The sequence below is a fragment of the Streptomyces sp. NPDC006193 genome (assembly GCF_040613915.1).
Lineage (GTDB): Bacteria > Actinomycetota > Actinomycetes > Streptomycetales > Streptomycetaceae > Streptomyces.
The window spans coordinates 20,254-39,238 of sequence record NZ_JBEXTB010000042.1; the positions used below are offsets into that span (position 1 = coordinate 20,254).

Annotated in this window: 21 protein-coding genes and 1 pseudogene; 14 read left to right on the plus strand and 8 right to left on the minus strand. The window is 74.5% G+C overall.

Going from position 1 to position 18,985, the window contains the following annotated elements; all coding sequences use genetic code 11:
• Positions 1-91 precede the first annotated feature (91 nt).
• The 3 genes from ABZ261_RS27445 to ABZ261_RS27455 are packed head-to-tail and all read right to left on the minus strand — an operon-like array spanning position 92 to position 2,571.
• Positions 92-811, minus strand: coding sequence for an enterobactin synthetase (locus tag ABZ261_RS27445; protein WP_356863685.1), 720 nt, complete (start codon positions 809-811; stop codon positions 92-94).
• A 30-nt stretch (positions 812-841) separates the two neighbouring features.
• Positions 842-2,320 (minus strand): AMP-binding protein, encoded by a 1,479-nt coding sequence (locus ABZ261_RS27450; RefSeq protein ID WP_356863687.1) that lies wholly within the window; start codon positions 2,318-2,320, stop codon positions 842-844.
• Positions 2,320-2,571, minus strand: a complete 252-nt coding sequence (locus ABZ261_RS27455; protein ID WP_356863689.1) for an acyl carrier protein — start codon at positions 2,569-2,571, stop codon at positions 2,320-2,322. The genes ABZ261_RS27450 and ABZ261_RS27455 overlap by 1 nt, the downstream gene beginning before the upstream one ends.
• A 341-nt stretch (positions 2,572-2,912) precedes the next feature.
• Here ABZ261_RS27455 and paaA point away from each other — a divergent pair, with 341 nt between their 5' ends.
• The 9 genes from paaA (at position 2,913) to kynU (ending at position 10,902) form a co-directional block, all read left to right on the plus strand.
• On the plus strand, positions 2,913-4,025 hold the full coding sequence (gene paaA, locus ABZ261_RS27460) for a 1,2-phenylacetyl-CoA epoxidase subunit PaaA (RefSeq protein WP_356863691.1): 1,113 nt from the start codon (positions 2,913-2,915) through the stop codon (positions 4,023-4,025).
• Positions 4,022-4,333: a 1,2-phenylacetyl-CoA epoxidase subunit PaaB gene (gene paaB, locus ABZ261_RS27465; RefSeq protein WP_356863693.1), complete on the plus strand. Its 312-nt coding sequence runs from the start codon at positions 4,022-4,024 to the stop codon at positions 4,331-4,333. The genes paaA and paaB overlap by 4 nt, the downstream gene beginning before the upstream one ends.
• 46 nt (positions 4,334-4,379) lie before the next feature.
• The gene (gene paaC, locus ABZ261_RS27470) at positions 4,380-5,114 is read left to right on the plus strand and encodes a 1,2-phenylacetyl-CoA epoxidase subunit PaaC (RefSeq protein WP_356863735.1); all 735 of its coding nucleotides are present in this window, start codon (positions 4,380-4,382) and stop codon (positions 5,112-5,114) included.
• On the plus strand, positions 5,111-5,659 hold the full coding sequence (paaD, locus tag ABZ261_RS27475; protein WP_356863695.1) for a 1,2-phenylacetyl-CoA epoxidase subunit PaaD: 549 nt from the start codon (positions 5,111-5,113) through the stop codon (positions 5,657-5,659). Before paaC ends, paaD begins: the two co-directional genes overlap by 4 nt.
• Positions 5,660-5,667: 8 nt before the next feature.
• Complete coding sequence (locus tag ABZ261_RS27480) at positions 5,668-6,987, plus strand: 2Fe-2S iron-sulfur cluster-binding protein (RefSeq protein WP_356863696.1); 1,320 nt, start codon at positions 5,668-5,670, stop codon at positions 6,985-6,987.
• Between the two features lie 56 nt (positions 6,988-7,043).
• Positions 7,044-7,820, plus strand: a complete 777-nt coding sequence (locus tag ABZ261_RS27485) for an SDR family oxidoreductase (protein WP_356863698.1) — start codon at positions 7,044-7,046, stop codon at positions 7,818-7,820.
• 101 nt (positions 7,821-7,921) lie between these two features.
• Positions 7,922-8,770, plus strand: a complete 849-nt coding sequence (locus tag ABZ261_RS27490) for a tryptophan 2,3-dioxygenase family protein (RefSeq protein ID WP_356863699.1) — start codon at positions 7,922-7,924, stop codon at positions 8,768-8,770.
• Positions 8,760-9,608 carry an alpha/beta fold hydrolase gene (locus ABZ261_RS27495; protein ID WP_356863701.1) on the plus strand — a complete coding sequence of 283 codons (849 nt, stop codon included), beginning with the start codon at positions 8,760-8,762 and terminating at the stop codon, positions 9,606-9,608. The genes ABZ261_RS27490 and ABZ261_RS27495 overlap by 11 nt, the downstream gene beginning before the upstream one ends.
• A gap of 43 nt (positions 9,609-9,651) precedes the next feature.
• Positions 9,652-10,902, plus strand: a complete 1,251-nt coding sequence (gene kynU / locus ABZ261_RS27500) for a kynureninase (RefSeq protein ID WP_356863703.1) — start codon at positions 9,652-9,654, stop codon at positions 10,900-10,902.
• Between the two features lie 42 nt (positions 10,903-10,944).
• Here kynU and ABZ261_RS27505 read toward each other — a convergent pair whose 3' ends face one another.
• Positions 10,945-11,670: a dienelactone hydrolase family protein gene (locus ABZ261_RS27505; RefSeq protein ID WP_356863705.1), complete on the minus strand. Its 726-nt coding sequence runs from the start codon at positions 11,668-11,670 to the stop codon at positions 10,945-10,947.
• A gap of 186 nt (positions 11,671-11,856) precedes the next feature.
• Between ABZ261_RS27505 and ABZ261_RS27510 the strand changes: the two genes are divergently transcribed.
• Together ABZ261_RS27510 and ABZ261_RS27515 are read left to right on the plus strand one after the other, a co-directional pair.
• On the plus strand, positions 11,857-12,603 hold the full coding sequence (locus ABZ261_RS27510) for a VOC family protein (protein ID WP_356863707.1): 747 nt from the start codon (positions 11,857-11,859) through the stop codon (positions 12,601-12,603).
• An 81-nt stretch (positions 12,604-12,684) separates the two neighbouring features.
• Positions 12,685-13,143, plus strand: a complete 459-nt coding sequence (locus ABZ261_RS27515; RefSeq protein WP_356863709.1) for a MarR family winged helix-turn-helix transcriptional regulator — start codon at positions 12,685-12,687, stop codon at positions 13,141-13,143.
• Positions 13,144-13,270: 127 nt separating this feature from the next.
• Here the strand turns inward: ABZ261_RS27515 and ABZ261_RS27520 are convergent, their stop codons facing one another.
• Together ABZ261_RS27520 and ABZ261_RS27525 are read right to left on the minus strand one after the other, a co-directional pair.
• A complete protein-coding gene (locus ABZ261_RS27520; protein ID WP_356863711.1) occupies positions 13,271-14,194 on the minus strand; it encodes a GntR family transcriptional regulator in 924 nt (307 codons plus the stop codon).
• 320 nt (positions 14,195-14,514) lie between these two features.
• Positions 14,515-15,753: a glycosyltransferase gene (locus tag ABZ261_RS27525; RefSeq protein WP_356863713.1), complete on the minus strand. Its 1,239-nt coding sequence runs from the start codon at positions 15,751-15,753 to the stop codon at positions 14,515-14,517.
• Positions 15,754-15,966: 213 nt separating this feature from the next.
• On the opposite strand from ABZ261_RS27525, the gene ABZ261_RS27530 reads away from it, so the two are divergent.
• The gene (locus tag ABZ261_RS27530) at positions 15,967-16,095 is read left to right on the plus strand and encodes a hypothetical protein (protein ID WP_356863715.1); all 129 of its coding nucleotides are present in this window, start codon (positions 15,967-15,969) and stop codon (positions 16,093-16,095) included.
• Positions 16,089-16,280 (plus strand): hypothetical protein, encoded by a 192-nt coding sequence (locus ABZ261_RS27535; protein ID WP_356863737.1) that lies wholly within the window; start codon positions 16,089-16,091, stop codon positions 16,278-16,280. The genes ABZ261_RS27530 and ABZ261_RS27535 overlap by 7 nt, the downstream gene beginning before the upstream one ends.
• 179 nt (positions 16,281-16,459) lie before the next feature.
• Here the strand turns inward: ABZ261_RS27535 and ABZ261_RS27540 are convergent, their stop codons facing one another.
• A complete protein-coding gene (locus tag ABZ261_RS27540) occupies positions 16,460-17,104 on the minus strand; it encodes a helix-turn-helix domain-containing protein (RefSeq protein WP_356863717.1) in 645 nt (214 codons plus the stop codon).
• 166 nt (positions 17,105-17,270) lie between these two features.
• Here ABZ261_RS27540 and ABZ261_RS27545 point away from each other — a divergent pair, with 166 nt between their 5' ends.
• A complete protein-coding gene (locus ABZ261_RS27545; protein WP_356863719.1) occupies positions 17,271-18,233 on the plus strand; it encodes a zinc-binding dehydrogenase in 963 nt (320 codons plus the stop codon).
• A 139-nt stretch (positions 18,234-18,372) separates the two neighbouring features.
• On the opposite strand, the pseudogene ABZ261_RS27550 reads toward ABZ261_RS27545, so the two are convergent.
• Positions 18,373-18,806, minus strand: a pseudogene (locus tag ABZ261_RS27550) (hypothetical protein); the annotation flags it as partial.
• Positions 18,807-18,985: the final 179 nt, after the last annotated feature.

Sequence of the window (18,985 nt, forward strand, 5' to 3'; positions counted from 1 at the left end):
GCCCCGCGCGTCGAGCGGCGGGACGGGGGCGGAGTGCCCGGGACGGGGGCCTGCCGAAGGAGGGGAAGCGCAGGCGGTCGGCGGTCAGGTGTCAGCGGCCGGCCCAGCCGAGGACCGTGCTGAAGACGCCCGCGCCGACCGGCATCACCTCGACGTGCACGGCGAGCGCCGGCTCCTGCCGCGTCCCGATCCGCAGCCCGCCGCCGAGCGGGCGCGCCCGCAGGTCCCGCAGGCTCACCAGCGCGTCGGCGGGAAGGGCGGCAGGCCCGGTGTGCAGGGCCTTCCACGCGGCTTCCTTCGCCGAGAACAGCGCGGTCACCGACCACGGCACCGCACCCGGTCCGGGAGCGTGCAGCAGTTCCCCCTCGTCCTCGCCCAGCACCAGCCGTGCCGCTCCGTCGGGCAGGGGGCGCAGTTCCAGATCGCAGCCGAGGGGGAGGTCCCGCCCCGGCATCCGGGCCACGGCCACCGCGACCCCCGCACTGTGCGTGATCGACGCCGCCCGTCCCGGCGGGAAGTCCGGCAGGCGGCCGGCCCGCGGGATCTCGCCGCAGTCCAGCCCCACCGCGCGCAGCGCGCGCCGCGCCGCGAGCCGGCCGGCCAGGAACTCCAGCCGGCGCCGCGGCGGCATTCCCTCGGCCGCGGCCTCCTCGGCGGGCCCGGCGGGGACGGCCCGCGGGTCCGTGACGACGGCGACGCCCAGCCCGAGCCCGGCCGCCGCCCAGGCAGGCCGCAGCCGGCGGAGCCGGGCGGCCGCCCCGGCGCCCGGACCGGCCCGCGCGACGGGCAGCGTGCCCGCGCGGCCGGCCACCGGCGCCGGGCAGGGACGCGAGCGCACCCGTCAGGCCCGCAGCAGCTTCTTGACGATCTTCCCGGCGGGGTTGCGGGGCACCTGCTCGATGAACTCCACCCGCCGGGGCCGCTTGTAGGGCGCCAGCCGCTCGCCGACGTGGGCGAGCAGGTCCGCGGGCCGGGTGCCCGGCTCGGCGACGACGTACGCCAGCGGCACCTCGCCGTAGTCCTCGTCGGGCATGCCGACGACCGCCGCGTCCCGGACCGCCGGGTGGGACATCAGCGCCCGCTCGATCTCCGAGGGGTACACGTTCTGCCCGGCCCGGATGATGACGTCCTTGCTGCGGTCCACGAGGTGGATGCGGCCCGCGTCGTCGACGAAGCCCAGGTCGCCGGTCCTGGTCCAGCCGTCGAGGGTGATCTCTCGGGTGGCGTCCGGGTCGTTCCAGTAGCCCTGCATGACGCCCGGCCCGCGCACGACGATCTCGCCGATGTCGCCGCGGGGCAGCTCCCGTCCGGCCCCGTCGACCGCGCGCGCGGACATGCCCGGCACGACCCGCCCGCAGGGGATGCGGGCGGTGACGTCGCCGGGCGCCGGGTGCTCGTCGGGGCCGAGCGTGACGAACGGCCCGCCGACCTCCGTCATGCCGTAGACCTGCCGGAACCCGCAGTCCAGGCGCTCCACCGCCGCGGCGTACACGTCCAGCGGCATGGGGGCGGCGCCGTACAGGATCTCCCGCAGCGAGGACAGGTCGGCGCGCTCGGCGCCCTTGGCCTGGAGCATGAAGCGGAGCATCTGCGGGACCAGCCACATGTGGGTGGCTCGGTGCTCCTCCACCGCGGCCAGCGCCCGCTGCGGGGTGAAGCCGGGCATCAGCACGACGGTGGCGCCGGCGGCCAGGTAGGTGAGGGACACCACCATGCTGCCGTGGTAGAGGGGGCAGCAGTTGACCATCACGATGTCGTCGGTGGGCCGGGCCATGACCAGCCAGCCCAGGGCGATGGCGCGGAACGACGCGCTGTCGACCGTGACGCCCTTGGCCTGTCCGGTGGTCGCCGAGGTGTGCAGCACGGCGACCGGATCGGTGTCGGCCACCTCGGGCAGGTCGCGCTCGGCGGCCACGGCGCCCAGGGCCTCGAAGGCCGGCTTGTCCAGGGCCATCCTGATCCGCACCGACGCCGGCAGCTCCGGGTGCCGGTCCAGCAGCTCCGACTCGCCGAGGACGGCCACCGCGCCGACGCGTTCGACGATGCCGGCGACCTCGGGCACCGCCAGACTGTGGTTCAGCGGGACGAACAGCGCGCCCAGCCGGGCGAGCGCGAAGTAGGCCTCCAGCACCTCGATGCGATCCTTGGACAGCACCGCGACCCGGTCACCGCGTTCGATGCCCAGGTCGGCCAGTCCCCGCGCCAGTTCCAGCGTGCGGTCGTGCAACTGCGCCCAGGTGACCCGGCGCCGCTCGTCCACCAGCGCCGGCCGGTCGGGCCAGCACTGGCGGTTGCGTTCCAGCAGTTGCGTCAGCCACATCAGGCACCGCCGGCGCCGGCGGCGGCACGCTCGGCGGTGAACCGCTCGTAGTCGGCGATGGTGCGCAGCTGCTCCATGTCGTCGGCGGTGATCTCCACGCCGAGCCGCTGTTCGACGAGCAGGACGAGACGCACCAGGTCGCCGGAGTCGATGCCGCTCGCGGCGAGGTCGACGTCGTCACCGACCCGCTCGGCGTCGGCGAACTCCGCGGTACCGGTGAGTTCGACCAGCAACTCCCTGATGGTGCTCATGCTCTCCCCTTTCGCCGCGGCGCGTGGCCGCCGGGCGGATCTCGTGGGTCCGGTGTCACCCGAACAAGAGGCCCCCGCGGCGCACGGCGATCCCCGCCGCCCCGCGTGACCTTTGTCACGCGCACGCAACGGCAGGCGCGGGGATAGCGGGGCCCGGTGCGCGGCCTCTTTCCGAGACGAGACCCGCAGCCCCGCCCGCCCGTGGAGCGGGCAGTGCGACGCGCCGGGCGTTGCCGAAGCCCGAGGAATGCCGAAGGAGTGATGCCAGTGCCCAGGCCCTGCGTCCGGCCCCACGGCCGGTACGTGCCCGCCGGGGCGGTAACCGGCCGCGGAGGCACCGCATGAGCGCACAGCCGGCCGCCGCCGCGCCCGCCGAGCCCGACGAGCTGCTCGCGCACTTCGACGGCCTCGTCGCCGCGGGGGAGACCGTCGAACCCCGTGACTGGATGCCCGACGGCTACCGCCGCATGGTGATCCGGCAGATCGCGCAGCACGCCCACTCCGAGATCATCGGCATGCAGCCGGAGGGCGCCTGGCTCACCCGGGCGCCCTCCCTGCACCGCAAGTCGGTGCTCATCGCCAAGGTCCAGGACGAGGCCGGGCACGGGCTGTACCTGTACTCCGCCGCCGAGACCCTCGGCGTGGACCGGGCCGACCTGCTCGACGCCCTGCACCGGGGCCAGCAGCGGGCCTCGGCGACGTTCAACCACCCCGCGCTGACGTGGGCGGACACCGGCGCCATCGCCTGGCTGACGGACGGGGCCGCCGTCATCAACCAGGCGCCGCTGTGCCGCACGTCCTACGGGCCGTACGCCCGGGCGATGCGCCGCGTCTGCCAGGAGGAGGCCTTCCACGTGCGGCAGGGCTACGACCTCCTGCGCGCCCTGTGCGAAGGCACCCCGGAGCAGAAGGCGATGGCCCAGGACGCGGTGAACCGCTGGTGGCTGCCGGCCGTGGCGCTGATGTTCGGCCCGCCCGACACCGAGGCGGGCGGCGCCGACGCCCGCACCGCGGCACTCGGCGCCGCGGTCTCCCGCCGCGCCCTGGCCTGGGGCATCAAACGGCACACCAACGACGAGCTGCGCCAGCGCTTCGTCGACAGCTGCGTCCCCCAGGCCGAACGCCTCGGGCTCACCCTCCCGGACCCGGCGATCCGCTGGAACGAGGAACGCGGCCACTACGACTTCACGCCGGTCGACTGGGACGTCTACCGCGCGGCGCTCGGCGACGACACCCACTGGTCCCGGCAGCGCGTCGCCCACCGGCGTGCGGCGCACGAGGACGGCGCCTGGGTACGGGAGGCGTCCGCCGCGTACGCGGCACGCGCGCGGGCCGGCGGGCCGCCCTCCGGCACGTACACGGACGCGGGCACGGGCACGGACGCGGACGCGGACGCGGGCACGGCAGCGGCTGCGGCGCGGGCCGCGCGGAGCGGGGCGGGGGAGCGCGTATGAGCCGGGAGCGGGAGGGCGCCCCGGCGTCCTGGGAGGTGTTCCTCAGGCCCCGCCGGGGACTGGCCCACCAGCACGTGGGGTCGGTGCGCGCCGCCGACGCCGACACGGCGCTGCTGCGGGCCCGCGACCTGTACACCCGGCGCGGCGACCCGCTGTCGCTGTGGGTGGTCCGCTCGGACGCCGTGCACGCGGCCTCCCCGGACGAACGCGACCCGTTCTTCGCGGGCGCCCGGCACAAGCCCTACCGGTATCCGGAGCAGTTCGCGCCGCTGACCGAGAAAGGCCCCGACGGTGACCACCTCGACTGACCCGGCCGCGGCCGCGGAAGCCGACCGCGCCGACGCCCACCTCGCGGTGCTCCTGCTGCGCCTGGGCGACGACGCCCTCGTCCTCGGGCAGCGGCTGTGCCAGTGGATCACGCGGGCGCCGACCATCGAGGAGGACATGGCCCTGTCCAACATCGCCCTCGACCTGATCGGCCACGCCCGCGTGCTGCTCACCCTGAGCGGACAGGCCGACGGAACCGGACGCACCGAGGACGAGCTGGCCTTCACCCGCCGCGACCGCGACTTCACCAACGCCCTGCTGACCGAACTGCCCAACGGGGACTTCGCGGTCACCGTCGCCCGGCAGCTCGTCTACACCCACTACGCGGTCCTGTACTACGAGGCCCTGGCCGGCTGCGCGGACACCCGGCTGGCCGGGTTCGGGCAGCGGGCCGCGAGGGAGGTGGCCTTCCACCGGATGCACGCCGACAACTGGACGCTTCAGCTGGGACTCGGCACCCCCGAGAGCTCCCGCCGCATGCAGCGGGCCCTGGAGCGGGTGTGGCCGTACACCGCCGAGCTGTTCGACGAGGACGACGTTTCGCGCCACCTCGCGGCGGCGGGCACGGCACCCTCACCGGCCCCGCTGCGTCCGGTGTGGGAGGAGCGGGTCGGCGAGGTCGTGAGCCGTGCCGGCCTCGCCGTGCCGGCCCCGGGCTGGCAGGCGCGGGGCGGCCGGGCGGGCCTGCACACCGAGGAGTTCGGGCCGCTGATCGCCGAGATGCAGTCCGTGCACCGGCAGTTCCCGGGAGGCCGCTGGTGAACGGCCGCACCCCTGCAGTGGCGCCCCCGGCGCCGCGACCCGCCCGGCCCGGGCGGGTCGCCCGCCCGGCGGCGGAGGTCCGCGCCCTGGTCGAGGCGCTGCCCGACCCCGAGCTGCCGATGGTGAGTCTCGGCGACCTCGGCGTGATCCGCTCGGTCGCCCCGGCCGCCGACGGCGTGCTCGAAGTGGAGATCACCCCGACCTACCTGGGCTGCCCGGCGCTGCCCGCCATCGTCTCCGCGATCCGGGACGTGTGCGCCGAGAACGGCCACCCCGAGGGGCGGGTACGGCAGGTCCTGTCCCCGCCGTGGACCGCGGACCGCATCTCGGCGGCCGGCCGGGGCAAACTCGCCGCGCACGGCATCGCCCCGCCCGTCCCCGCCGCGGCGAACGGTCCCGTCCCCGTCGCACTGGCCCATGTGCCCTGCCCGCACTGCGGCTCCCGGGCCACCCGGCCGCACAGCCCGTTCGGGCCGGCCCGCTGCCAGTCCGTGCTGCGGTGCACGGCATGCCACGAGCTGTTCCCCCACCTGAGCGCGCTGTGAGGCGGACCGTGAACCCCATCGACACCTCCCGGGCGACCCCCGCCCCCGCGCACACAGCGACCGCGGGCCCGCCTCCCACCCCCGCACCGGGCGCCGGCGCCGGCGTGCCCCCGGCAGCCGGTGCCGCCTCGGCGCAGGGCGCCGACGCGTCCGCAGCGACCGGCCCCGCCACCGCCCCCGCCCCCGACGTCACCGCCCCCGCCCCCGACGTCCCACCCCCGTCCGCCTCCCGTCCCGGATCCTCCGCCCGGCCCCGGCGCACCGGCTGGTACCGGCTCGTGGCCGCCGAGATCCAGCACCTGGCCGGGGACGCGGTCGCGGTCACGTTGGAGGTGCCCGGGGCCCTGCGCGAGGTCTTCGCCCACCGGCCCGGCGAGCACGTCGTGGTCCGGCACCGCCGCGCCGGCACGGAACTGCGCCGCAGCTACTCGGTGTGCCCCCCGCCGGGCGACCCGGACGCGCTGCGCCTGGTGATCCGGCGCGGCGCTCCCGACGGCTTCGGCGCTCACGCCGCCACCGCCCTGGCACCGGGCGACGTCCTCGAACTCTCCCCGCCGATGGGCGCCTTCGCCCTGCCCGAGCTGCCCGGCGGCCATCACGTCCTGATCGCGGGCGGCTCCGGCATCACCCCGCTCGCCGCCATGGCCGCCGCCGCGCTGCGCGAGGACCCCGCCTGCCGCGTCTCCCTGATCCACTCGGTCCCGACGACCGCCGACGCCCTGCTCGCCGACGAACTGGCCGAACTCAAGGACACGTTCGTCGACCGCTTCACCGCCCTGTACGTCCTCACCCGCGAGGAGCACCACAGCGGGCTGGCGGGCGGGCGGATCGACGGCGTGACGCTGCCGCGCCTGCTCGCCGCGGTCGACGCCCGCCCCGGCCCCGGCGCCACGTTCGCCCTGTGCGGCCCGTCCGGCCTGGTCGTCGCGGTGCGCCGGGCGCTCACGGCCTGGGGCGCCGACCCCGCCCTGATCCGTTCCGAGACGTTCACCCCCGCCGGCACCCCGCAGCCGGGCGCACCGCGGAACCGGCCGCCGGCCGCCTCGCACCGGATCCGCGTCACCGCGCTGCTCGGCGGCCGCCGCCGCCTCGCAGCCGCCGGCCCCGAGGACGCGACGCTCCTCGACGCGCTGCTGCGCGCCCACCCCGACGTGCCCTACGCCTGCCGCGAGGGCGTGTGCGGCACCTGCCGGGCCCGGGTCCTGTCCGGCCGTGTGACGGCAGCACCGCAGCACGCCCTCGACGCCGAGGAGGTCGCCGCGGGCTACACGCTGGTGTGCCGGGCCGGACCGGCCGGCACCGACCTCACCCTCGACTTCGACGCATGACCCGGCGCACCTGTCGTGCGCCCACGATCACAGCCGACCCGCCCAAGGAGAAGACGTTGACCACCACCCTGCGGCACGAGGGCAGAACCGCCCTGGTCACCGGAGGAAGCCGCGGCATCGGCCGGGCCGTCAGCCGGCGCCTGGCCCGGGAGGGCGCCCTCGTGGCGGTCCACTACGGGCACGACCGGGAGGCGGCCGAGCGCACGGTCGGGGAGATCCGGGCCGACGGCGGCCGGGCCTTCCCCGTCCACGCCGAACTGGGCGTGCCCGGCGACGCCGACACGCTCTGGGAGGCGTTCGACCGTGCCCTGGCCGACCAGGGCGCGGACCCGGGCGTGGACATCCTCGTCAACAACGCCGGCATCACCCTCCCGCGCCGGATCGCGGACGTCACCGAAGCGGACTGGGACCGGGTGTTCGCCATCAACACCAAGGCGCCGTTCTTCATCCTCCAGCGCGCACTGGACCGGCTGCGCGACGGCGGCAGGATCGTGAACGTCTCCTCGGTGGCCACCCGCGTCGCCTTCCCCGCGATCGTCGCCTACACCATGACCAAGGCCGCCCTGGACTACCTCACCCTGTCCCTCGCGCAGGAGCTCGGCCCACGGGGTATCACCGTGAACAGCGTCGCGCCCGGCTACACCGAGACGGAGATCAACCCCACGCTGAGCATCCCGGAGATCCGCCGGAGGTACTCGGACGCCTCCGTGTTCGGCCGGCTGGGCGACCCCGCGGACATCGCCGACGTCGTGTCGTTCGTGGCGAGCGACGACGCCCGCTGGGTGACCGGCCAGTGGATCGACGCCTCCGGCGGCGTCCACCTCGGCGTGTGAGACACCCGCTCGCGGCCCCGCTTCTTCCGCACCGCACGACCGGTGGCCCCGCCCCGGCCGCACGGCCGCCCTCCCGGCCTGCGGCAGCAACAGGAGATGCCATGAACGACCGCACGTCCGCCCCGCCCGCCGCGGACGACCTCGATCCGCTGACCCGGCCCTTCCCCGGCCCGAGCCCCTACGACGCCTACGTGCACGCGTCCGTCCTCAACACCCTCCAGCACCCGCTCACCGAAGCCCCGGACGAGATGGGCTTCCTCGTCACCACCCAGGTGATGGAGCTGTGGTTCACCCTGATCGTCCACGAGTGGCGCACCGCCAGGACCGCCTTCGCCAAGGACGACCTGGACGCGGCGACGGACGCGCTGGTGCGCAGCCGCCGCGCCCTGACCGCCCTCAACGCCGCCTGGGCGCCCATCGCGGCCCTGACACCCGCCCAGTTCAACGGGTTCCGCGACGCGTTCGGCAGGGCGTCCGGCTTCCAGTCGGCGATGTACCGGCACATGGAGTTCCTCCTGGGCGACAAGTCCGCCGGGATGCTCCGCCTGCACCGGGGCGACCCGGCGGTCCACGAGGCGCTCGGCGAGACCTACCGCGAACCGTCCCTCTACGACGAGGTGCTGCACTTCCTGCACCGGCAGGGCCTGCCCGTCCCCGAGCACGTCCGCGACCGGGACGTGACCGCCCCGCACACCTCGGACCCGGGCGTGGTCGAAGTGTGGCGGCAGGTCTACACCGGCCCGCAGCACCACCCGCTGCTCGCCCTCGGCGAACTCCTCACCGACATCGCCGAACTCGTCACGCGCTGGCGCTTCGACCACGTCATGGTCGTACGCCGTGCCATGGGCGCCAAGACCGGCAGCGCCGGCTCCACCGGGCTCGCCTGGCTGGAGCGGCGCGCGTCCCTCCCGGTCTTCCCCGAGCTGTGGGAGGTGCGCGGTGACGTCTAGGACCGTCTCCGCCTTCGCGGCCGAGGAGGAGAAGCGGGTGCTGAGCCTGAAACCGGTGCTGGCACCGGTGCACGGCTCCTACGGGGACCACCCCCACCAGGTCTACGACGCCTGGCCCGCCGAGGACCCCGCCGCCCCGCTGGTCGTCCTGCTGCACGGCGGCTACTGGCGCTACGACCGGATGCACCTGACCCCCTTCGCGGCCTACCTCTCCCAGCAGGGCTTCGACGTGTTGCTGCCGGGCTTCCGCCGCTCCGGCGGCGCCGGCGGCTACCCCGAGACGTTCGACGACGTCGCGCGGATCGTCGACACGCTGCCCCAGGGACGGCCGTACGTCCTGGCCGGGCACTGCTCCGGCGGCCACCTCGCCCTGTGGTGCGCGGCCCGCGGCCTGCTGCCCGCCGGCTCGCGCTGGCACACCGCCGAGCTGCCGACCGCCGTGCTGGCGCTCGCCCCGCTCACCGACCTCGCCGCCACCCGCCGCGACGGCCTCAGCAACGACGCCGCCCTGCAACTCCTCGGCGGCGAGGACGTGTTCGAGGAGCGGCTGCCCTCGGTGGACCCCGTCACCCTGCTGCGCGAGGCGGGCACGACCGGCGTCCCCACCGTGCTGCTGCACGGAGCCGCCGACGAGGAGGTCCCGCTCACCCAGTTCGCCGACTACGCGGCCGTGCACCGTGATCTGAGGACCGTCGTGCTGCCCGGCACGGGCCACTACACGCTCATCGAACCGGGCGCGCCCGGCGCCCGCGCGGTCGCCGACACGCTCGGGGAGCTGTCGGCCGCCTTCGGCGCACCGCGCCCGGACGGGCACCGGCGGAAGGCCCCGCACCCGTGACGACCGCCCCCACCGAACCACGACAGCCGGAAGGCCGACAGACGTGACGACGACCCTCAGCGCACTGGACGAACAGGCCGTACGACTCGACGCCGACGACGTCCTGGCACCCCTCCGCGAGCGGTTCCTGCTCCCGGACGGCGTCGTCTACCTCGACGGCAACTCCCTGGGCCCCCTGCCCGCCGCCGTCCCCGAGGCCCTCACCGACGTCGTGTCCCGGCAGTGGGGCACCGACCTCATCCGCTCCTGGAACACCAACGGCTGGTGGGACGCGCCCCTGCGGGTGGGCGACGCCGTCGGCCGCCTGCTGGGCGCGGCGCCGGGGCAGACGGTGGCGGGGGACTCCACCAGCGTGCAGTTGTTCACCGCGCTCAGCGCCGCCGCCGCACTCCGCCCCGGCCGGACGCTGCTGGTCACCGACCCCGGCCATTTCCCCACCGACCGCTACCTGGCACAGGCGGTGGCCGACCGCCAGGGGCTGGAAGTACGGCGGATCCCCCCGGCCGGCCTGGCGTCGTTCCTCGCGGCCGAGGGCGATCGCGTCGCCGTGGTCAGCTACTCGCCCGTCGACTTCCGCACGGGGGAGCTGTACGACATGCGGGCGCTGACCGGCGCCGCGCACCGCGTCGGCGCGCTGGTCCTGTGGGACCTGTGCCACGCGGCCGGCGCGCTCCCGCTGCGGCTCGACGATCTCGACGTGGACCTCGCCGTCGGCTGCGGCTACAAGTTCCTCAACGGCGGCCCCGGCGCCCCCGCGTACCTGTACGTGGCCCGACGCCACCACGAGGCACTCGACACCCCCCTGCCCGGCTGGACCGGGCACGCCGACCCCTTCGGCCTGAACCGCGACTACACCCCCGCGCCGGGCATCGCCCGCGCCCGCATCGGCACCCCGCCCGTTCTGTCCCTGCTGGCCCTCGAAGCCGCGCTGACCGTCTTCGACGACGTGGACCTCGCCCAGGTCCGCGCCAAGAGCCTCTCCCTGACGGAGTTCTTCCTCCGCTGCGCCACCGAACTGCTCACCCCCCTCGGCTTCGCCTCCGTCACCCCGTCCGACCCCGCACGCCGCGGCAGCCACGTCGCCCTGCGCCACCCCCACGCCCACGGCCTGACCCGGGCACTGGCCGACCGCGGCGTGATCATCGACATGCGAGCCCCGGACCTCCTGCGCTTCGGTGTGAACGCCCTCTACACCACGCACCGGGACCTGCTGACCGCCGCCCGCCACCTGCGCACCCTCGTCCGGGAAGCCGCCTACGACCCGACGCCCCAGCCGTCGGGCCCGGTCACCTGAGCCCCGCCACCCGGCCGCCGTCCACGCCGGCGAGGACGATCGTCACCGCGTCACGGGCAGGCACTCGGCGAGCACGTCGAGGACGTCGCGCCAGGCCCGCTGCGCGTGCCGCGGGTGGTAGCCGACGCCGGGGCGCACGGTGTGGCCGACCGGCGGGTGGTGGAAGGCGTGCAGGGCGCCGCCGTAGACCACGAGGCGCCAGTCGACGCCGGCCGCCTGCAGCTCCGCGGTGAACGCCTCCCGTTGCGCGGGCGGCATGATCGGGTCCTCGGAGCCGACCCCGGCCCACACCGGGCAGCGGATGCGCGCCGCCTCGCCCGGCCGGCCCGTGGTGGTCGCGTTGACCGTGGCGATCGCCCGCAGATCGACGCCGTCGCGCCCGAGCTCCAGCGCGATCGCGCCCCCGGTGCCGTAGCCGACGGCGGCGATCCGGCCGGGGTCGGTCCGCGGCTCGGCGCGCAGCACGTCGAGCGCCGCGTGACCGATGCCCCGCATCCGGTCGGGGTCGGCGAGCAGCGGCAGGCAACGGGCCAGCATCTCCTCGGGGTCGCCCAGGTAGCGCCCGCCGTGGAGGTCGAAGGCCAGCGCCACGTATCCCAGCTCGGCGAGAGCGTCGGCCCGGCGGCGCTCGACGTCGCTGAGCCCCACGCCCTCGGGCCCGACCAGGACCGCGGGCCGGCGGTCGGTGCCGGCGGGCAGCGCGAGGTGCCCGACCATCGTCAGCCCGTCGGCCGGGTACTCGACCGAGCGCGTCGTAACCGTCGTCATGGACGGGACTGTAGGGATCGCCGAGCCCGGACGGACCGGTGTTCACCGGCGGCTGAACCCCCGCGGACGCCTCCGCGACGCGCCTCCGCGACGGCCTCCGCGACGCGCCGACGGCTCGGCGGCGCCGCGGCAGCCGACCGGAGCTGACCAGTCGTCATCGCGCAGCCGGAGCATAGGATCGCGGGCATGGCACTGCGACCTGTCCAGGTGAACATCAAGGCCGTCGACGCGTGGGCGGTCGGCCGGTTCTGGGCGGCGGCGCTCGGCTGGAGCGCCCACCGTCCCGGCGTGACCACCTACGTGGGACCCGCCGACGACTTCGTCTGGCCGGAACCGGTCGGCCTCGGCATCGACGTGGTTCCCGTCCCGGAACCCAAGACAGCGGCGAAGAACCGAGTGCACCTCGATCTGGCCACCACCTCGGCGGCCCAGCAGGCGGAGCTGGTCGCGCGCCTGGAGGCGCTCGGTGCGACGCCCGCCCACGTGGGCCAGGGCGAAGTGCCGTGGACGGTCCTCGCCGACCCCGAGGGCAACGAGTTCTGTGTGCTGCAGCCGCGGGACACCTACCGGGACACCGGGCCGATCGCCGCCGTGGTGGTCGACTGCGCGGACCCGCGGGCCATGGCCCGGTTCTGGGGCGAGGCGGTGGACTGGACCCTGCACGAGGTGAGCGACGATCACGCGGTGCTGCGCTCCGCCGAAGGCGCCGGCCCCTGGCTCGAGTTCCTCCGCACCCCCGGTGCGAAGACCGCGCCGGACCGCGTCCACCTCGACCTGCTGCCGCGCCCCGGTGACGATCAGGAGTCCGAAGCGGCCCGGCTGCGGGCCCTCGGCGCCACCGACCTGGACCTCGGCCAGGGCGACGTCCCGTGGACGTGCCTGTCCGACCCGGAGGGTCACGAGTTCTGCGTCCTCGCGCCGCCCGGCGCGTAGCCGGCGCTTGACCTCCAGCGCGCTTGAGCTTCTACGGTCGGATCGACCCAGCCACCTCGAGCGACGACGGAGGAACCGGCCGTGGAGTACTCGCACGACGACGCCGAACTGATCAAGCAGCCCATCGGCTACTGGAGCTGGGCCGCCTACAAGGCCGTCGTCACCCGCACCCGTGCCGCTCTCGCCGGGATCGGCACCACCCAGCCCCAGTGGTGGGTTCTCGCGCAGGTGGCACGAGCCGGCACCGCGAAGACGCGGGACGAGGTGTCCCGCCTCCTGCGGAACTACCTCGACACGGGCGAGGAAACCATGGAGCGGGAGATCGACATGACCATCGCCCAGGGCTGGATCACCGAGGACGCGGAGGGACGACTCGGCATCACGGCCGAGGGCAGGGCGTTCCACGACAGAGCCGCGGCGCTCCAGAAGGAGCTGTGGGCGGAACGGCACGCGGGCATCTCCGACGAGGAGTACCTGACCACCCTCAAGGTGCTGCAGCGGTTCATCCACAACACGGGCGGGAATGCCTGGCACCACTGAAGCGCACCGCCGCCGTCCGCCCGGCAACGGTCACCGCACAAGTGCCCGCGCACACAGGGGACGGCCGCCCGCTGCGCCGGGTCCCGGGCGCCCTTCCGCGGGCGTCGCCCGGCCGGCGTCAGCCGGATCAGCGCCGCTGTTCCTGCACATCGCCCAGCGTCGAAGCCGCCACCAGGTTGCCATGGGGCAGGTCGCCCGGCGGGATGCCCGGATGATGGCCGCCGCCGGGCTCGGCGGGCGCGGTGTCCGCACCGAGCGTCAGGCGGGAGACGATGCGGTACCGGTCCCCGCGGTACACCGAGTGGACGTGCTCCACCGGCTGTCCAGCGGTGTCGGTGGTCAGCCGTTCGAAGAGCAGGGCGGGGGAGAGCTCCGGTACGCCCAGCAGTCCGGCCTCGTCACGGGTCACCACGGTGGGTTCGATCGCCTGCGTCGCCTCGCGCACGTGGACGCCATGGTGCGTGTGCAAATGCTCGTACAGGTCGCCGTGCTCCAGTTCGCTGCGGGTGAGGCCGGGCACCAGGGCGGCCGGGATGTGCAGATGCTCGATGGCCATGGGCGAGCCGTCGACCAGTCGCAGCCGGGCCACGTAGACGATCGGGGCGGCGGGGGAGAGGTGCAGCCTGCGGCCTGTCCGGGCGCCGGCCGGCACGGTGGTGAACTCCAGCAGCCGGCTCGTCCAGGCGCCCGACGCGCGCGGCACGCCGAGCGAGTGGCGTCCCGGCACCAGTTCCTGGGTGATCTTCTCCGGGGCGACGAACACGCCCCGGCCGTGTTCACGGACGAGAATGCCCGCGATGACCAGTTCGTCGACGGCGGCTCGCAGCGTCGGCCGGGACACCCCGAGCTGCGCGCACAGGACGCGCTCCGAGGGGATGGCGTCCCCCGGCCTGCGCTCCTCGGCCATCTCCAGCACCGCGTCCCGGACCCGCTCGCGTTTGAGCACGCCGCCCGGCCGGCTCACGTCCCGCCCGTCGCCCCGGGTGGGCGCGAGGGCCGGCTCCGCGCCGGCGCCGGTCCTGCGGGCCGTGCCCGCGTTCCTGTCGCCCATCTGCGTTCTTCCCCTTCCAGCGCCGGGACGGCGTGCCGCAGGGTGACCGGCTTTCGTCACACCGTCCTCCATACTGCTCTGGTCAGGACCAGTTCAGGGAGGGGATGGCGGTTGAGGAACATGGGAACGAGAACCCGCGCTGAGGATTCCTGACAGAACGGTTCCGGAGGCCGGTGCCCTTGCCCGCCGGTGCTACGACGTCGGGCTGCTGCTGCGGCGGACCCCGCGGAGTATGCCCGTCTCTGCGAGCATGCCGAACCGGCGGTGCAGACCGGCGACCGGCGCCGGGCACCGTCCCCGGCTCAACGAACGCGCGTGGTTCACGCCGACGCCGGCGGCCTTTCTTGGCTGACGGCGTCGAGCAGCAGCTTCGCGGCCACCGTCGCCCCGTCGGCGCGGATCGTGCCGGCCACGGCGGTTGCCCGTGCGCGGGTCTCGGGGATCAGGACCGTCCTGAGCGCGACCGACAGCGACTCGGCAGTCGGTGTCGGACCGTCGTGTGCCGCGCCGATGCCCAGGTCGGCCACCCGGCCGGCCCAGTACGGCTGGTCCGCCCCCTGGGGTACCACCACCTGAGGCGCACCGACCCAGGCGGCCGTCGTCGTGGTGCCCGCACCGCCGTGGTGCACGACAGCGGCCGCCCGCCGGAACAGTGCTTGATGGTTGACTTCGCCGACGGCGAAGCAGTCGTCCTGGTCGTCGATCAGGGCAAGGTCGGCCCAGCCGCGGGAGACGACCGCGCGGCGGCCCTGCGCGCGGATCGCCTCGATGGCCGCCCGGGCTACGTCCTCCGAATCGCGCATGGGCATGCTGCCGAAGCCCACGTACACCGGTGGGGCGCCGGCCTCCAGGAACGCCACCAGCCCGTCTGGGAGCGGGCGTTCATCGGTCAGGATCCACGCGCCGGTCTGCACCACGTCGAGATCCGTCGGCTGCCACGGAGACAGAACCGGGTCCGTGGCCAGCCACGGCTGGTCGGTGAAGGCGTAGTCGCGGACGTTGTCCACCGGCGGCAGGCCGATCGACGCCCGTTGGGTGTTGAGCTCCTCGCCGAACATCGCGTTCGCGATCTGGGCGTCCACGTCCCACAGCGCGCGGTTGTCGGTCACCTCCGGTGGCAACGGCCGGCCCCGCCGCGCGGGCGGCCGGCGGTACGGCGAGGGCAGGCTGACCGGCTGGTGGCTCACGTGCACGTAGCGGATGCCCAGTTTCTCGGCCACCGACCGCGCGCCGGCCGTGGCCGGCAACGGGCCGGTCGCCACCAGCGCATCACATCCCTCGGCCGCCGCGGCGACCGTGTCGAACTGCGCGGCCATCAACTCGGTCGCACGCTGCGCCAGTCCGGCCGCCGACCCCGGCGTCACCGTGGTCACCAGCGGGCGCACCGGCGCGCCGGTCGGCACCAGCGGCACACCGACCCCGGCCAACCGCTCCGCGAACTCCTCGTCCGGGGGCGCGCACACCCGGACCTCCGCGCCGAGTTCCCGCAAGCGCACCGCGAGTCCCGCTATCGGTTCGACGCTCCCACGCGACCCGTACGTTGAGAACAGCACACGCATGTCGAGACTCCCCTGTTTTCGTGATCTTCGGCATGGGTCGGCGATTCTGCGGCACGACCCGGGTCTTGCCGCAAGCCCCCCGGTGCGCTATAGGTTGATCACGGAAGGCGACGAGCCCCCTCTTCCCTATGTCCGTCCGCAGTGCACAGACAGCCTCCTCGCGAAGCCGCGGCGCGTCACATACGGCGGTAGGTCGGCACGGGAGGATCGCCCATGCACCGCGCGCCGTGGAGGCGATGCCGCCCCCGCGCCGACCTGCCGGAGGCCCTGCGGGTGGTGTTCTCCTGGACCGGTGCCGACCAGGCGTTCACCTCGGTCACCGGCGGCGAGGCGAGGTGCTGAAGGACCTGCACGCGACCATCGCCGCGCTCCTGGTCGCGCACAGCTGCAACGTCGGCAACCTGGCCCGCCTCTCGCCGTTCGCCAGGCGCCACTTCAACATGCTCGGCCGGTACTTTTTCCAGCTTCCCGACCTGCCCGGCGGCCTGCGCCCGCTGCGCGACCCGGATGCCACCGACGAGGAATGACCCGGGTCCTGGCCTGCGCCGCCGGATGGGAGGCCCCTGGAGTCATGTCCAGGAGGTACGTCCGGCGGTGCGGCCAGTGCGGCAAGGAGCTGCCCAAGGGCAGCAGGCGGTCGCGCCGGTACTGCGACTCAGCCTGTCGTACAAGAGCCCGAGGATTGACGGATCTCCAGGTGACGGATTCATGGGGTGCTGGGCGAGTGCGTGAGCTGCAGGCGTGGTGCCGGCGGCAGCGGCGTAGGCGCTCCCGTCGCTGGTGGGGCGCTGAACGCTTCGATCATGTAGGCGGCGAAGCGGCGGGAGGCCGTGATCCGGGCGGCACGCGGCGTGTCTTGGAGGCCCCGGTGGGCCATGAGCATGAGGACCAGGTCGTCGACGACGAAGCCGGGGCGCAGCTGGCCGGTCTTCTGGGCGCGGCGGGCCAGTTCGCGGACCGCGTGCAGGGTCCGCTCCCGGTCTGCGGCGAAGTCCATGGCCTCGGGGAAGGCCGTCATGAAGGCGTCGGCGAATCCCCTGCTGTGGGCGTGGAGTTCGCAGATCCGCTCGATCAGGCTCCGGAATCCGTGCCACGGGTTCGAGTCCGTGAGGGCGTCGCGGACGGCGGCATGGCAGGCTCGCCGCTGCTCGGCGAAGGTCTCCGCGAACAGTGCCTGCTTGGTCGGGAAGTGCCGGTACAGCGTGGCGGGGCTGACGCCTGCATGCCGGGCGACCTCGCGCATGGGCGCACTCAGGCCCTCTTCGCCGAACACCGCGCGGGCGGCGTCCAGGATGCGGGCCCGGTTGTCGCGGGCGTCGGAGCGCACGGTCTGAGGCAAGTGGCTGGTCATCGTCTCTCATTTCAGCGTAACGGACGGGGGCGTCCGTTACGGTCCGATGGCGGTGCTGCCGCCGCGTCCCGGCACGTCACCGGTGATGCCCTGGCGGCGGGGGCCGACTCGGCGCCCACAGCCGCGGCAGCTGCGATCCGTCCCTCAACCGGCCCGAGGAGCAGTGATGAAAGCCGTTGTGATCAGGACGTTCGGAGACCCCGATGGCCTGGAGGTCGTCGATGTGCCCGTGCCCGTTCCTGCCCCGGGGCAGGTGCGGATCGCCACGGAGGCGATCGGGGCAGGCGGCGTGGACGCGGTGATCCGCCGGGGAACGCTTGCCGCCTACGGCTTCCGGGAGGGCCACCTCCTCGGCAGCGAGGTCGCGGGAAGGGTCACCGCGGTGGGAGAGGGCGTGGACGCCTCGTGGCTCGGGCGGCGGGTGTGGGCGTTCACCGGCCTGTCCGGAGGGTATGCCGAGCAGGCCGTCGCCTCGGTCGAGGATGTCCTTGCGCTGCCCGACGGCCTGACCGGCGCCGACGCGGTGACCCTCGGAGGCTCCGGCGTGGTCGCCCACTTCGCCCTGGACCGGGCCCGTTTCACGCCCGGCGAGACGGTGCTCGTGCGCGGTGCGGCGGGCAGCATCGGGATCACCGCGGTCCAGCTCGCAGCCAGGGACGGCGCGGGCGCGGTGGCGGTCACCACCTCGTCGGCGGAGCGTGGCGCCCGCCTGCGGGACCTGGGCGCGACCCATGTCCTTGACCGCTCCGGGGAGAACGGCCCGGACACACCGGCGGGCTTCGACGTGGTGATCGATGTCGTGGGAGGTCCCCAGCTGCCCCTTTTCCTGGACAGGCTGAACACCAACGGGCGGTATGTGGCTGTCGGTGTGGTTGGCGGGCAGCCGCCGGCGGACTTCGGCATGCGGCTGATGGACGCCTTCCGCAGGTCGTTGTCGTTCGCTACTTTCAGCTCCGACACCGTGACCGGCCCCGACCGGCAGGCCGTGCGGTCGTCCCAGTTCGCCGATGCCGCGCACGGGGACCTGCGCACGGTCGTGCACGAGGTGTTGCCGCTGGACCAGGCGGTGCGGGCCCACCGCGCGATGGACGCGGGGGAGGTGTTCGGCAGGGTTGTGCTGGCGCCCTGAGCGGGGCAGGGACGGCGTTCGCGGCCCCGGGGAACGAAAGGGGACCCGCTCAGGTGGTGGCTGACACCCGGCGCTGACGGTCACCATCAGCGGCGGGCGTTTCCGGGGGCGAGCAAGCTGGTCAGCTCTGCGATCGCGTCCCCGGGCGGCGGTGGGTGACGAACACCGGCCCGCGGGTACGGCCCTTGAGCAGTCCGGACAGGAGCCGGCGGTGCCGGCGTCCCAGCAGACGGTCTCCAGCACCAAGTCCTCGCGGGCCTGGCCCCGGCGGCGGGCCTTGCTCCGGGCGCCCTTGGCCTCGACCGGGCAGCGGCGCGCGGCGAGGTCCAGATCCTCGATGTTCACGCCGAGGATCTCCTCTGCCCGCCCGGCGGTCTCGTAGAGCATCCGCCACAGCGTCTTCTCCCGCAGGTGCACCTCGCGCCGCGCGATGAGCCGGTCCACGGCCGTCTTCGAGCGGGCCGGGGTCTCGGAGTCCGGCACCGCCAACCGCCTCGTCCAGGCCGGCACGGACGGCCTCGCTGTGCGGACGGTCAGCGCCTCGCCGGTCGGCAGCTGCATGACGGTGGGCACCGTTTCCCCCTTGCCGCGGACAACAGGGCCGCTTCACGTACGGCCCGGAGAACGTCACCACAGGTGACGTGAAGCCCGGGATGGGGAGGCGAAGCCTCGCGGTCCCCGTCCGGGGTGTGCAGAACCCCGGTGAGCCACAGGGGTTGACGACCCTATTGGTCTATGCCAGCTTCTCTCTC